Source organism: Sulfidibacter corallicola (genome assembly GCF_017498545.1).
GTDB classification, from domain to species: domain Bacteria; phylum Acidobacteriota; class Holophagae; order Acanthopleuribacterales; family Acanthopleuribacteraceae; genus Sulfidibacter; species Sulfidibacter corallicola.
Genome location: NZ_CP071793.1, coordinates 8,818,061 through 8,831,321, shown reverse-complemented (window position 1 = coordinate 8,831,321; position 13,261 = coordinate 8,818,061). Strand labels below are relative to the sequence as shown.

7 protein-coding genes are annotated in these 13,261 nt (G+C 60.3%); 4 read left to right on the top strand and 3 right to left on the bottom strand.

All coding sequences use genetic code 11. The features are described from left to right. The first annotated feature begins 492 nt into the window (after positions 1-492). Complete coding sequence (locus J3U87_RS26845; protein WP_237378871.1) at positions 493-1,848, top strand: M43 family zinc metalloprotease; 1,356 nt, start codon at positions 493-495, stop codon at positions 1,846-1,848. Between the two features lie 275 nt (positions 1,849-2,123). On the opposite strand, the gene J3U87_RS26840 is transcribed toward J3U87_RS26845, so the two are convergent. Together J3U87_RS26840 and J3U87_RS26835 are read right to left on the bottom strand one after the other, a co-directional pair. Beyond that, positions 2,124-2,894, bottom strand: coding sequence for an NRDE family protein (locus tag J3U87_RS26840; protein ID WP_237378870.1), 771 nt, complete (start codon positions 2,892-2,894; stop codon positions 2,124-2,126). A gap of 110 nt (positions 2,895-3,004) precedes the next feature. Beyond that, positions 3,005-4,102 carry a PA0069 family radical SAM protein gene (locus J3U87_RS26835; protein ID WP_237378869.1) on the bottom strand — a complete coding sequence of 366 codons (1,098 nt, stop codon included), beginning with the start codon at positions 4,100-4,102 and terminating at the stop codon, positions 3,005-3,007. A gap of 473 nt (positions 4,103-4,575) precedes the next feature. On the opposite strand from J3U87_RS26835, the gene J3U87_RS26830 reads away from it, so the two are divergent. Beyond that, positions 4,576-6,567 carry a choice-of-anchor X domain-containing protein gene (locus J3U87_RS26830; RefSeq protein WP_237378868.1) on the top strand — a complete coding sequence of 664 codons (1,992 nt, stop codon included), beginning with the start codon at positions 4,576-4,578 and terminating at the stop codon, positions 6,565-6,567. Between the two features lie 1,834 nt (positions 6,568-8,401). Next, on the top strand, positions 8,402-8,629 hold the full coding sequence (locus J3U87_RS26825; protein WP_237378867.1) for a hypothetical protein: 228 nt from the start codon (positions 8,402-8,404) through the stop codon (positions 8,627-8,629). Positions 8,630-8,659: 30 nt separating this feature from the next. Here the strand turns inward: J3U87_RS26825 and J3U87_RS26820 are convergent, their stop codons facing one another. Further along, the gene (locus tag J3U87_RS26820; protein ID WP_237378866.1) at positions 8,660-12,040 is read right to left on the bottom strand and encodes a serine/threonine-protein kinase; all 3,381 of its coding nucleotides are present in this window, start codon (positions 12,038-12,040) and stop codon (positions 8,660-8,662) included. A gap of 462 nt (positions 12,041-12,502) precedes the next feature. Between J3U87_RS26820 and J3U87_RS26815 the strand changes: the two genes are divergently transcribed. Further along, positions 12,503-13,111: an ECF-type sigma factor gene (locus J3U87_RS26815; protein ID WP_237378865.1), complete on the top strand. Its 609-nt coding sequence runs from the start codon at positions 12,503-12,505 to the stop codon at positions 13,109-13,111. Positions 13,112-13,261 lie beyond the last annotated feature (150 nt).

Sequence of the window (13,261 nt, the reverse complement as noted above, 5' to 3'; positions counted from 1 at the left end):
ACCACGCCCCTACCCCGCCCGCCAAGTACGCCATGGGGCACCTTGAGAGAAAAACCGATCAGCCAAGTAGGAATTGGATCCATTATACTTTAGGGGAGATCGGCTTGCTACCGGCGAATGATCCCCGTGAGATCTACTTGTAGAATACTTAGGCTACCAAGTAAAATATGGCCTCTGTCTCACCTCGATTCACGAGGATAGTATTGTTAGTGGCGAAATCTTTTTTGAATTTTTCCGGAAAAGCGTGAGGTTTCTGACAAAACGCGAAACCGGCCGTTCCGCGTGAGAATTCCTGACTTATAAGGAATGGGATGATCACCGGGTACTTTCGTTTGCGTAAGGTTCCACGGAACTTTTTTCCGATCGATGTTTTTGAATCAAACCTTCGTTACATGGATCCATGGCTTGATGTCCCCTTCAATTTGCTTCGGTACAATGCGTTTTTTCTTTTCGGTCGGTTACATTGGCCGCCCAATTTTCCAGGAGGAACATGTGAACTCGAGATTTTTTTGGTCTGTCGTTTGCCTCGTACTGTGGTTTCCCGCGGTGCAGGCACAAGAGGCATTCGGAGAGGGCGACCTGCGCCGTTGCGGGACCCCGACGCGAGAGGAGCTCATCGAGCGCTACGGTGAGTCGCGTTTCGATCCCTCCGATTGCAGCGACAACCTGACCAACCCCACAGAGGCCTACGATCCGGCGGCGAGCTACCAGATCACGGTGGTGGTCCACATCATCATGGACGACAATTGCAACGTCGGCTCGCTCAGCGACGACCTGGTCCACAATCAAATCCAGGTCCTGAACGAAGATTTCCAAGCCATCAAGGGTTCCAGTGGCGAGCCGGGCAGTGACGCCAAGATCCAGTTCGTTCTGGCGACGACCGACCCGGACGGCAATCCGACCACCGGTATCACCCGCTCCTGCAACACGTCTTGGTACAACGACAACGGCGGCTACTACAACGATCTGGCATGGGACCCCTCGCGCTACATGAACATCTACACCAACTCCGGTGACGGTTCCCTGGGTTACGTCCCCTTCCTGCCCGCCAACGCCAACGGCTCCCTGGTGGGGACCAACGCCGATCGCGTCGTCATCGGCCACACCTACTTCGCCGCCAACACGGGCAACCACACCAATTTCGACCTGGGCCGCACCGCGACCCACGAAGTCGGGCACTTCCTCGGTTTGGAACACACCTTCACCAACAGCGGTGGCTGCCCCAGCCAGGGCACGCCCAACTGCTACAGCGACGGCGACCTCATTTGCGACACCAACGCCGAGCTCAGCCCCAATTTCAGTTCCTGCAACGATACCGAAAACGATTGTGGCGAACTCAAGCCCATTCACAACTACATGAACTATTCCTACGACCCCTGCATGTGGGAATTCACCACCGAACAGATCCGTCGCATGCGCTGCACCCTGGAAAGTTACCGCACCGATCTGTACACCATCGTCAACAACAACTGTGACGGCAGCGACGTCGCGGTCGATGCGGGTTCGGACGTGGCCGTATGCCTCGGCAGCGACACGGAACTCTCCGCCGGCGGTTCCGGCGGCGCGGGCAACTACAGCTACTCCTGGCAACCGACCGACGGCCTGAGCGATCCGACCGTGGCCAATCCCACCGCCGCGCCCACCGAGACCACCACCTACACCGTCACCATCACCGACGGCAACGGCTGCACCGCGCAGGCCCAGGTCACGGTAACCATCACCGACGGCGTGGCCGCCGACATGTACAGCTACTGGCGCAACGAGGGCGTCGGCCAGGGCTACGACTACGACTCCAACAACATCGTCAATGTCCTGGACTTCGTTCACGCCCTGACGGCCTGCCAGTAATCGATCGAGATCTGGCTCGTGCCCATCCGGAATCGGGAAGATCGTGATTTCCAAAATGGTTTGGCTGGATGGGCACGGTATCCGGCATCAGGCGCCAGGTCACAGCAAGATCATTGTTTCAAGTTGATTGGCTGACGCCTGAATGCTGGTACCCGTTGGAATTGGCGACCCTGCAGATGCAGAGGTACATTTTCAGGAAAACCCTGTTTCTGGATAGGCTCTAGCTGTCTGCGGCCCGGCGGTTCGCCGCCGGGCACCTCGCCCGAAACGATCCTTCAGGTACCGAGCGTGAATTGAAACCGGTGTGCCTGGTAGCTGTCCGGTTTCCTGAAATAGGTCCGCTCTTCCATGTACACGCCACCTTCCGTATCCAGGGTCAACACGGTTCCGCAGCGGCTACCGTAGATGGGGCTGACGATGAAAATCGGCGACAGCAGGCGCTCCCACTCGGGCCCGATGCCGGTATCGGGCAACGATGCGGGGTCGGGTTGCTCGCGGTCGCCCAGCAGTTCGAAAAGCCGGTCGACGGACCATTCGTCGGCATCCATGGAAAGCCCGTCCAGGAAGCGCTTCCCTTTGGCTACCTTCGGCCAGGGCGTGTTGATCACGTCGTTGCTCAGCCCGTGAATGCCGGCCCCGAGAGCCTCGATGCGGTTGGTGCGGTTGTCGTAGCAGTACAGACGCGAAACCGTTCCGAAAATCAGGTTGAACCCGTTGTAGTCGCCGCCCTTCTCGAGCAGGAGATTCATGAATTCCCGCTCGCCGGTGTGGCCTCGCAGGAAATCGCGCACCAGAAGCCCGCGCGACGGCGCGAAAATCTTGCGTTCGGCAGGGTTGCGGATATTGGTGATGGCCGCGACTCGACCGGAGCGGTTCACGCCCAGCCAGGATCCGCCCGCGGTTCCGTCGCGGCCCGCCAAGATCTGGTGTTCGTCTTCCCAGAACGCCAGCGGCAGTGCCGGACGGCCGTAGAATTCATCGCGATTGGCCACCAAGACCAGTGGCAGCCGTGGGAAGTGTTGGTATGCCAGAAAAATGATGCACATCGTCTGTCCGCTGGGTTCCCGATTGATTCCCGCTTCGACGCGTCTGCGATGCCGCGGGAATGACTCGAATGATAACCCGACCGGGTTCGGTACTCCAGCTTCGCGGTGGTTCAGGGCTCCTCGAACAACGACAGTTGATCGCCCGCGCGCGGCGGTGGCTTGAACAGGTCCGTGCGCAGCTTGTTGCGGCTCTTGTTGAGATTGAGCTTTTGTGCGACCAGGCGAAACCGTTGACTCAACAAATGCGCGAAATGACCGGTACCCCGCATCCGTTTGCCGAATTCGGCCTGGTACTCCTTACCGCCACGGCTCTGCTTGATCAAACTCATCACGTGTTCGGCGCGATCGGGAAAATGGGTTTCGAGCCACTCGCGAAACAGCTCGCGAAGCTCCAGCGGCAGGCGCAGGAACACGTAACCGCCGTAGGCGGCGCCGGCCTCGGCACCGGCGGTCAAGATGGCTTCCAACTCGTGATCGTTGAGCGCCGGAATCATGGGCGCACTCATGACGCCCGTGGGAATGCCGGCCTCGGAAAGCGCGCGAAGGGTTTCCAAGCGACGATGGGGCGCCGCGGCTCGGGGCTCCATGATCCGCGCCAGCTCAGGCCGCAACGTCGTCACCGACACGAACACCTGGGCAAGGCCCTTTTCGGCCATGGGCGCCAGCAGGTCCAGATCGCGCAACACCAGGGCCGACTTGGTGATCAGCGCCACGGGGTGCTGGAACCGCGACAACACGGTGAGCACCTCGCGGGTGACGCGATGTTCCCGTTCGACCGGCTGGTAGGGGTCGGTGTTGGCCCCGACCGTGATGGGCTTGGGCTCGTAGGACTTGCGCCGCAGCTCCTTCTCCAGCAACTCGGCGGCATTGGTCTTTTTGAACAGGCGCGTCTCGAAATCCAACCCGGGTGAGAGCCCCCAATAGGCGTGCGTCGGCCTGGCGTAGCAGTAAATGCAGCCGTGTTCGCAACCGCGGTAGGGATTGATGCTCTGCTCGAACGGGATATCGGGCGATTGATTGCGGGTCACGATGGACCGGGTGGCATCCTCGGATACGGTCGTCTTGATGGGCGGCAATTCGGCCAGGTGATCTTCGAGCGTACCCCAACCGTCGTCGAAGGCCTGGGACTGGGCTTTTTCGAAGCGTCCCTCGCGATTGGTGAGGGCGCCTCTCCCCTTGCGCGTCACCTTGAGATCCAGATCCGTCATCCGAGCGCCCCCGTTGCCGTGTGCCACATCGCCATGCCCCATTCTACCGTGCGCCGGTCGCGAAAGGGGTCAATCCGGAATTCAGAGAATTTGGGAGGCCCCACTTCGCTTGGGCTCCAAGGCGGGATCGCGCAGGTGATGACCGGAGGTCAATCGGGAAATCAGCAGCGGGTTTCCGGGAAAGGTGGCGCAAATTTTCAGGGGATGCGGATCGACGCGGCGATTTTCCGGCAACATATTTTCGTTTTTTATTTACCGGTTATTTTCTTTTTGGTTACAATGAGCACACATTCATTGTTTGGCCATTTAAATTTCACATTCCACCGTGCCTTCCCGACCGGCTGGCGCCCCGGTGGCCCCCGGTCTTTCACGACCGGACATATCCTCTCTATATTCTCATTTTTCAATTTTCCATCGGGGTCCTGTTTCCAAAGTGATGCCACCTCGGACGGCACGTCTCGAGGAGAGACAGTATGGTTCCTGAACTAATCGGTAGGCTCGTTTCTCGCGCCCGCCCCTCTACCCTTGCCTCCGTCCTGACCATGTCCTTGATGTTCGCCCTTCCCCTTCTCGCCGCTTACCCTCAACCGAAACAGCTTGCCGGGCCGCCCGAAGCGTTCTCGACCATGAAGTCGATCGACCCCGCCGATGCGGGTACACGCGCCCATTCGGCCCTGCTGCCGGTGCGGCTGGAGCCGAGCAAGACCGATCCGGGCACTTTGACCTGGCGCGCTCGGGTCCCGATCGCGATCGACGGTCCCGTTCACCTGCTGGTCCTCAACCAAGGCGAACCCTGGCAGCTCCAGTTACGCGCCCCCAACGGCAAGCGCGCCTATCCCATCGAGGATCTCGCCCAGCTCCAGGAGCACACGTCCATTTCGGTGCTGAACAACGATCTTCCGGGCTCCTTCTACCGGGTCGACCAGATGCCCCGCGGTGATTGGTCGATTTCGATTCAGGCCAAACACGGCGGCGTGGATCCGCTCGCCTTCAGTGACGGATTCCTGGTGATCGCCGACGAGGCCGATGCGGCGATCTATACCCACCTGGGGCATCGTCGCCAGTTGGTCGGCACCCCGCTGACGCTTCATTGCCAGGTGACCCAGCGTTACGAAGATCGCGATTCTTACGAAAAGTCTCTCTCCCATCGCTTGGACGAGGTTCTGGTGGAATTGCAATCGCCTGCCGGCGAGATCCACAGGCTGACGATGCGCGACGACGGATCCGATGGCGACGCGCTGGCCGAAGATCGCCAGTTCTCGCTGCGCTTCACGCCCGAAGAGCCGGGTCGCTACGTTGCCCACATCGTGGCTCGCGGCACCGACGGCCAAGGGCGGCAATGGGTCCGCTCGACCATGGACGCGATCGAGGTCCTGCTCCCCAATTTGGATCTGCGCGAGCCCCTGGTGGAAGCCAGCCCGGTGTCTTCCAAACGCGTGAACCTGCAGATTCCCGTGGACGAAATGGAAACCGGCGGTTCCTATCGCGTCTATGCGGAGCTCTGGGGCAAGGACGCCACCGGCCCCTACAAGGGTGTCGCCTGGCTGGGCGGCATGGCGCGCGTCGAGGATGGCTTCCTGAATCTGGGCCTGGATACGCGCTGGCTGAGCCGAGCCGGAGTTCACGGCAATCTGGAACTGCGCAACCTTCGAGTCGAGGACAGCACCACCTACATCGCCCTGATCGAGAAGCAGGCGGGAATCCCCGTCCAGATGCCGGCGATTCCCGAACACACCCTGCCGGTTTTCAAGACGGTCGACGAAGAAATGCTGATGGGCCCGCGCCCGGTGCGGGATCTTCGCAACAAAGCCGGCAGCAAACTGATGCTGGTTCACGGTTTCTGCTCGGGAGGCGGCACCTGGCCGACCAACCATTTCAGCAACTATCAGGTCTTCTCCGACCCCAACAAAAACCGCAGCCACGACACCTTCGCCCAATTGATCGCCCAGCAGGGTTCCAACCTGGATTCGTTCGGGGTGGTGGCCCATAGCCAGGGCGGGGCGGCCGCGCTCCATCTCTATACCTATTATTGGAGCGGGTTGGACAACGCCACCGGCAATCGACTGATTCAATCGGTCGGCACGCCCTACCAGGGTACGGTTTTGGCCGGTCTCATCGCGGCGATCGGCGACATCTTCGGCATTTCCTGCGGCACCAACGAGGACATGACGTACGACGGCGCATCCCAGTGGCTGTCGGGCATTCCCTCTTGGGCGCGGCAAAAAGTCTACTACCACACCACCTCCGAGAAGGACGTCTGGTGGCGGTGGGACTTTTGCCATATCGCGGCCGAGTTCGTGCTGGACGATCCCGAGGACGGCACGACCGAGAAATGGGCCGGCCAGCTCTCGGGCGCCAACAACATGGGCCACAAGACCGGTTGGTGTCACATCGAGATGCGGGACCCGGCCCAGGTCAAGGACTCTTCGCGTAACAGCAACATGAACAGCAACGCGGCACGCTGATTTGGCGCACTGAATTCAGCCTTTCCGCGAAGGCATCCAAAACCACCGGCAGAACGGCCCACCGTCGTTCCGCCGGTGGTTTTTTTCGTCTATCACAGAAGAGAGTTACACCAAAGAGCGAAGCCGATACTTTCCCTCGCCATGCGTCAACGAAGTCGCAAAGTCCACAGTTCCCGCTTCACGAGATGGGCGTCAGGCCTGTAGGTTGGCCCGCTGGGCCGACGCTTCGAAGCAACCCAAGCAACAGCAATCCATTGCGCCGGAGAGCGAAGCCGATCATTTTCCTCACGACCCCAATCGAAAGCCGAAAAGTCCAAATTCCCCGCATCGTGAGAGGGGCGTCGCGCCTGTAGGTTGGGCTGCCAGCCCGACGCTTCGAAGCGATTCAGGCTACGCAAGATCAAGTGGTACAAGAGCGAAGCTGATAAGTCGAGCTTCTGGAGCTCTCGATGATCGATTTGGATCAATGCTAGGTCGCGTCGATGGCATGTGGCGTGGGACATTACGGCTTTCGATGGGGGTCATGAGGGAGAAATTCGGGCTCCGCTCTCTGGCTCAATACCTGACCGAAACGGACGCTGCTTCGATTGGTGGAACAAGCTGTTCCACCTACAGGCCCGACGCCCTCTCGAGATGCGGGAACTCCCGGATCACGCTCTACGATGGGTCGACCCGATTCGGGTCGGGGATCCGTTCCCCTAAGATCGGCTGCTCGTCGAAGCCAACCGGTACGAGGTTCCCTCAAGCTCCCAAGTTTCGTAAAGCCTGTAGGTTGAGCAGCTTGCTCAACCAGCCGAAGCTCCTCCGACGCGATGTACCGATACGATCGAGAGGGTTTCAATCTCGGCTTTGACCTGCACCGGAGAACGGATCGCTCCGCTCTTTGGCTCAATACCTGACCGAAACGGACGCCGCTTCGATTGGTGGAACAAGCTGTTCCACCTACAGGCCCGACGCCCCTCTCACGATGCGGGGACCTTGGACCTTACGGCTTTCGATTGGGGTCGTGAGGGAGAAAATCGGCTTCGCTCTTTGGCTCAATGGATTGTCGTTGCTTGGGTTGCTTCGAAGCGTCGGGCTGGCAGCCCAACCTACAGGCCCGACGCCCCTCTCACGATGCGGGGACCTTGGACCTTACGGCTTTCGATGGGGGTCGTGAGGGAGAAAATCGGCTCCGCTCTCTGGCGCAATGGATTGTCGTTGCTTGGGTTGCTTCGATTGGTGGAACAAGCTGTTCCATCTCCAGGTCCTGCCGCCCTCTCGAGATGCGGGAACTCCGGGATCACGCTCTACGATGGGTCGACCCGATTCGGGTCGGGGATCCGTTCCCCTAAGATCGGCTGCTCGTCGAAGCCAACCGGCACGAGGTCCCCTCAAGCTCCCAAGCTTCGTAAAGCCCGTAGGTTGAGCAGCTTGCTCAACCAGCCGAAGCTCCTCCGACGCGATGTACCGATACGATCGAGAGGGTTTCAATCTCGGCTTTGACCTGCACGGGAGAACGGATCGCTCCGCTCTTTGGCTCAATACCTGACCGAAACGGACGCCGCTTCGATTCGTGGAACAAGCTGTTCCACCTACAGGCCCGACGCCCCTCTCACGATGCGGGGACCTTGGACATTACGGCTTTCGATGGGTGTCGTGAGGGAGAAAATCGGGCTCCGCTCTCTGGCTCAAGGGATTGTCGTTGCTTGGGTTGCTTCGATTGGTGGAACAAGCTGTTCCACCTACAGGCCCGACGCCCCTCTCACGATGCGGGGACCTTGGACATTACGGCTTTCGATGGGGGTCGTGAGGGAGAAAATCGGGCTCCGCTCTTTGGCTCAATGGATTGTCGTTGCTTGAGTTGCTTCGATTGGTCGGGCTGGCAGCCCAACCTACTGCCGCGCCGACTCTCAAAAAATGCGGGAACTCCTCACTGGGCGAATTCGACGGATGCTGTGCCGAAAAGACCGTTCGGTTCGAAACCATGGACGGCCGCATGGTCGCGCTCCAAGCCCTGGAAGAAATCAACGGAAATCCCTGGACCAGTGTGGCCGAGTTGACCATTCTCGCCGAGGAGTGATCGCCAGCCGGGGCCGAGGCTCCCTGTCGGTCATTGGTTGAGCAGATTCTTGAACTGACGGACGTGTTCCTCGTGACCCAGGTCCTCGCAAACCCGAATCAGGGTGACCCAGAGCTCGCGAATCAACCGGGTTTGAATCCCGCGATGACTCGCGAGCACCTGCTCCGCATGAATCAGGAGGGGTTCCGCCTCCGCATAGCGACCCTGGGCCGCCAGGGCCAGTCCCAGAACCTTTTCGCAACGGACCGCCTGGAAGTTGTGCCTGTCGAAAATGGTGAGTGCCAGTCGATGGGCCTTGCGTGCCGTGACCTCGGCCTCCTTGACACGGCCCTGCACCAGATACAACTTGGCCAGGCCCCGCAGAGGGTAGAGTAGTTCCCCATAGTCCGGGCCCATGTTTTGGACGAGGGTTCCCTGGGCCTCCAAATACCGCTGTTCGGCCTCTTCGAGGCGATTGAGATCGACGAGGGCGCCGGCCAGGTTGGTGAGCGTGATCGCGATCGTGGGGTGTTCGCTGCCGTAGACTTTGCGCTCGATAGTGAGCGTCTCTTCCAGCAGGGGCAGCGCTTCCTCGAAGCGATTCAGGTCCAGCAGCATCATGGCCCAATTGTTCAGCCCGCTGGCGAGATCGGGATGGTCGTTGCCCAGAACCCCGCGGTAGATGCCCACCGCCTGGTGTGCCAGCCGTTCGGCCTCGTTCGGTTGCCCCCGTTTTTGCTGCACGATCGCCAGGCTCGTCAGGCTGTAGGCGATGTCCAGATCGTCCTCTCCCAGGAGGCGGCGGCGCATTTCCAGCGCGTCGCGATGGAGGCGCTCGGACTCGGTCAAGCGATCGAGTTCCTGGTAGAGCAGGCCCAGGTTGTCCATGGTGGTTGCCACGGTGGGGTGCTCGTCGCCGTAAAATTGGCGCTTCATTTCCAGCGACTCGCGGAAAAAGGAGATGCCTTCCTGGTAGCGCGTCTGCTCGAAGGTCATGATCCCCAGGAGATTCAGGGTTTCGGCGATGTCCGGATGCGAGGCACCGAGCACTTTGCGCTGGCCTTCGAGGACCAGGTTCAATTCGCGGCTCCCGGTTTCGAAATCGCCGCCGACCTGGGCCAAGCGCGCCAGCGATTGACGGCTGAGCCACACCTTGGGATGGTTCTCTCCCAATCGGGTTCGGCGAATGTGCAGGGCGCGCTCCATCGATTGCCGCGATTGGTCGAACTCGCCGATCATCATCTGCAGGTCGGCCAGGTCGCCGAGCGCATCCGCCACCAGCGGGTGGTTTTCGCCATAGGTTCTCTCGCGCAGCGCCAATACGTCGCGATAGACCGATTTGCCTTCCTCCAGGCGACCCTGTGCCACGTGGATACCGGCGAGCGTAAGTTGGGCATCGCCGATGTCGGGGTGGCGCGGCGGTAAATATGCCTCGAACAGTTCCAGTGCGCGGCGCTGATAGGCCAGGGCCTGACGGTACTTGACGCGCACGTAGAGGAAATTGGCGAACTCGGCCGCCATTTCGGCGAACAGCAGGTCGCGGTCCCGTTTCTCGAGAGGCGCGGCCACGGCGCCCAACTTGAGCAGGGCTTCCTTGTCGACCTCGAGGTCCCTGGCTTCGCGAAGCCTGGCCATGCCCTCGATCGCTTCCCGGTACAGCGGTTCGGCCTGACGGTAATTCCCCTTTTCATAGGTGATTCGCCCCATGAGGAACAGGCTCTCGTAGGTCTGGTGATGAACCTTGCCGAGTGCCGATTCGCGCAGTGTGAGCGCTTCCTTGACGGCCTTTTCGGCGGCGGGATAGTCGGCGAGTTCCAGGTGCACGAGCGCCTTCAGGTGTTTGACCTTGGCCAGTTCCAACGAGCCGGGCGTCAGCGAGGTTCGCAGCGCCTCGGACTCGCTCAGAAAGGAGAGCGCCTCGGCAAACAGGCCCTGGCTGATGTGGACTTCGGCCAGGGTATCCAGCAGGTTGGCGCGTATTTCGGGATACTCCTGCAGCGCACCGCGAATTTGAAGCGACCCTTCCGCCAGCAGATCGTCGGCCGTGATCGATTCGCCCTCCGCGAGTCGTGGATCGGCGGCCTCGAAAACACCCTTCAGGAATTTGGTGGCGATTTCGGAAACCTGGCGTTCCTGCTGGGCGCGGTCCCGCTCCACGTGGGCGCGATCGCGCTCCTTCTTCAATTGAATCTGTTGAAACCAAAGGGTCACCAACAGGGCGAACACCAAAACCAGAAAGCCGGAAGCGACCCCCAGTGCGGTGCGGTGACGACCGGCGAACTTCGTGGTTCGGTAGAGCCAACTCTTGGGTCGCACCCGCAGCGGCAGACCTTCGAGGTAGCGCCAGATCTCTTCGCTGAGCGCCTCCACGGACGGAAACCGTTGGCTGGGCTCCTTTTGCAGGGCCATGAGCACGATCGTATCCAAATCACCGGCGATGTGACGCCGCCAACGGGGCACGTGGGTCATGCGCGAGACTCTGGTGGTGCCCACATCCATTTCGGGCACATCGGATTGGGAGGCAAACACCAGCGAACTGGGTTTCCGCGGGGGCTCCTCGCAAATCCGCCGCATGGCCTCGACCAGCGGCAGGTCGCGAATCTTGAGCGGGCGGGTCTCGGTCAGCAGCTCGTAGAGGATGACGCCCAGAGAATAGATGTCGGTGGCGGCGGTCAACCGCTCGCCCTTGACCTGTTCCGGCGAGGCATACTCCAGGGTCATGGCGCGATGGCCGTGTATCGTCTCGGTATCCTGGGCTCGCGTAGACGGGTCGAGCCACCCGGCGATTCCGAAATCCAGCAGTTTGGGTTCGCCGTGTCGGTCCACCAGGATGTTTGCCGGCTTCAGGTCCCGATGAATGACCAGATTTCGGTGGGCGAAACTCACGGCGCGGCAAACCTTGCGGAACAGCCGAAGGCGCTGGCGCAGATTCAAATCGTGTTTGCGGCAGTAATCGTCGATGGGTATGCCTTCGACATACTCCATCACGAAGTAAGGCCGTCCACCGCTGGTGTTGCCGCCGTCGAACAGGGCCGCGATGTTGGGGTGGGAGAGATCGGCCATGATTTGGCGTTCCCGTTGGAAGCGCTTGATGACATCGTCGGCGACGCCGCGTTTGAGGAATTTGACGGCCACTTCCATAGAGAACTCGCCCTGGCGGGTGGCCAGATAGACATCGCCCATGCCGCCCTCGCCGATGAGCCGCAACAGTTGATAGGGACCGACGCGCATGCCGGCGAGGGTTCCGCCGTCGCTCAATTCGCCGAAGGTGTTCATGACCTCGTCGGCTTTTTGAAGGCGAACCAGAATGGTGCGGCAGAGGTCCTCGTCCTCGCCACAAGCATCGCGAACGAACGCCTCGCGTTCCGAATCCGGCAACACCAGGGCACGTTTGAAAAGATCGAGAATACGGCGTTCACGTTGGAGATTCATGAAGCGGAACACATCCTGACGGCGAGCGAGAGACCCACGAAGAAAACGATCGATGCGTGGAATGGGTTGAACTTTTCAGAGTGGCTGAAGAACGTGGCTGTTGGCCGGGAGCGCGTCTAAAGCGAAAACGAGGTCATGTATGCGCGAACCCAAAAGATCCCTCGAATCATAAACCAGGCGTGAAACCCAAACGGCCCGGCGTTGGTCAGGAAGATCACGAAACACACCCGAGCTGCTCTATGTTTCGGCGTTCGATGCATGTACTTGACCGACGGGGAAAGGGACGGGCCACCATGAAAATACCACAGGCCGCCCCCGCGCCGAAAACCAACGATCTGCCCGGGGCCGGGCTTTTGCGGGTGATGTGCGGATGCCTGGGAGAAATCGCGGGAAACGCAGAACAAGTTGGGCAGCTCCCGACGAAAAATGTAAAAATATGACGAGATCAGTGAGGAGCACCCATTGAACAAACGTCAGTTTCCCTTTGCCGGGGATTTGAATCGCGACATCACCCAATTGTTACTTCGTTGGCAGGATGGCGAACCCGGCAGCATGGACGAATTGTGGCCCGCGGTCGCCAACGAGCTGCGCAAACTTTCCCGTAAAGTGTTGCGCGAGTTCGTTTCGGACCATCGTCGCGGGGTCGACATGTGCACCACCGATCTGCTGCACCAGGCCTTCCCGAAACTGAGCGAATACCGCGGTGATCCGGAGCGACCGTGGCAGAATCGCCGGGAATTTTACGCACTGGCCAAAAAAATTCTGTTGTGGGTGCTGCTCAATCACGAGAAATACCAATTGCGCCACGGCGGTCGCTTCGAGGGCGAGGAAGTCAACGACCAGATCCAGGTCAAGCCGCCGCCGCTGGGTCCCGAGCAGCTCCTGGGGCTGCAACGGGCGCTCGATCTGCTGGAGCAAATCGACCCGGTACAGGCCAAGATCGTCAAATTGCGCTTTTTCGAAGACGCGACCATCGACCAGATCATTCGCGAGACCAGCTACGGCCGAACCAAGGTCTTCCTGGAGCTCAAGGCGGCCCTGGGTTTTTTGCGCCACAAACTGACGGCCTGAGCGGCCCACGGGGCAGTAAAGGCGGACCACTTCCCTACCCCGAGCAGCGCCCAGCCAAGACTTGCGACGTGCCGAACGCGGGCATCGGCTTCCGCGGAGGGTCCGAGTGACTCCTTTCATACGACACGCATGTCGGCATGCCGACTTGGT

Coding starts and splice junctions, on each gene's coding strand:
- J3U87_RS26835 (WP_237378869.1), bottom strand. CDS start 4,102: ATGACGGATCTGGATCTCAAGGTGACGCGCAAGGGGAGAGGCGCCCTC.
- J3U87_RS26830 (WP_237378868.1), top strand. CDS start 4,576: ATGGTTCCTGAACTAATCGGTAGGCTCGTTTCTCGCGCCCGCCCCTCT.
- J3U87_RS26820 (WP_237378866.1), bottom strand. CDS start 12,040: ATGAATCTCCAACGTGAACGCCGTATTCTCGATCTTTTCAAACGTGCC.
- J3U87_RS26840 (WP_237378870.1), bottom strand. CDS start 2,894: ATGTGCATCATTTTTCTGGCATACCAACACTTCCCACGGCTGCCACTG.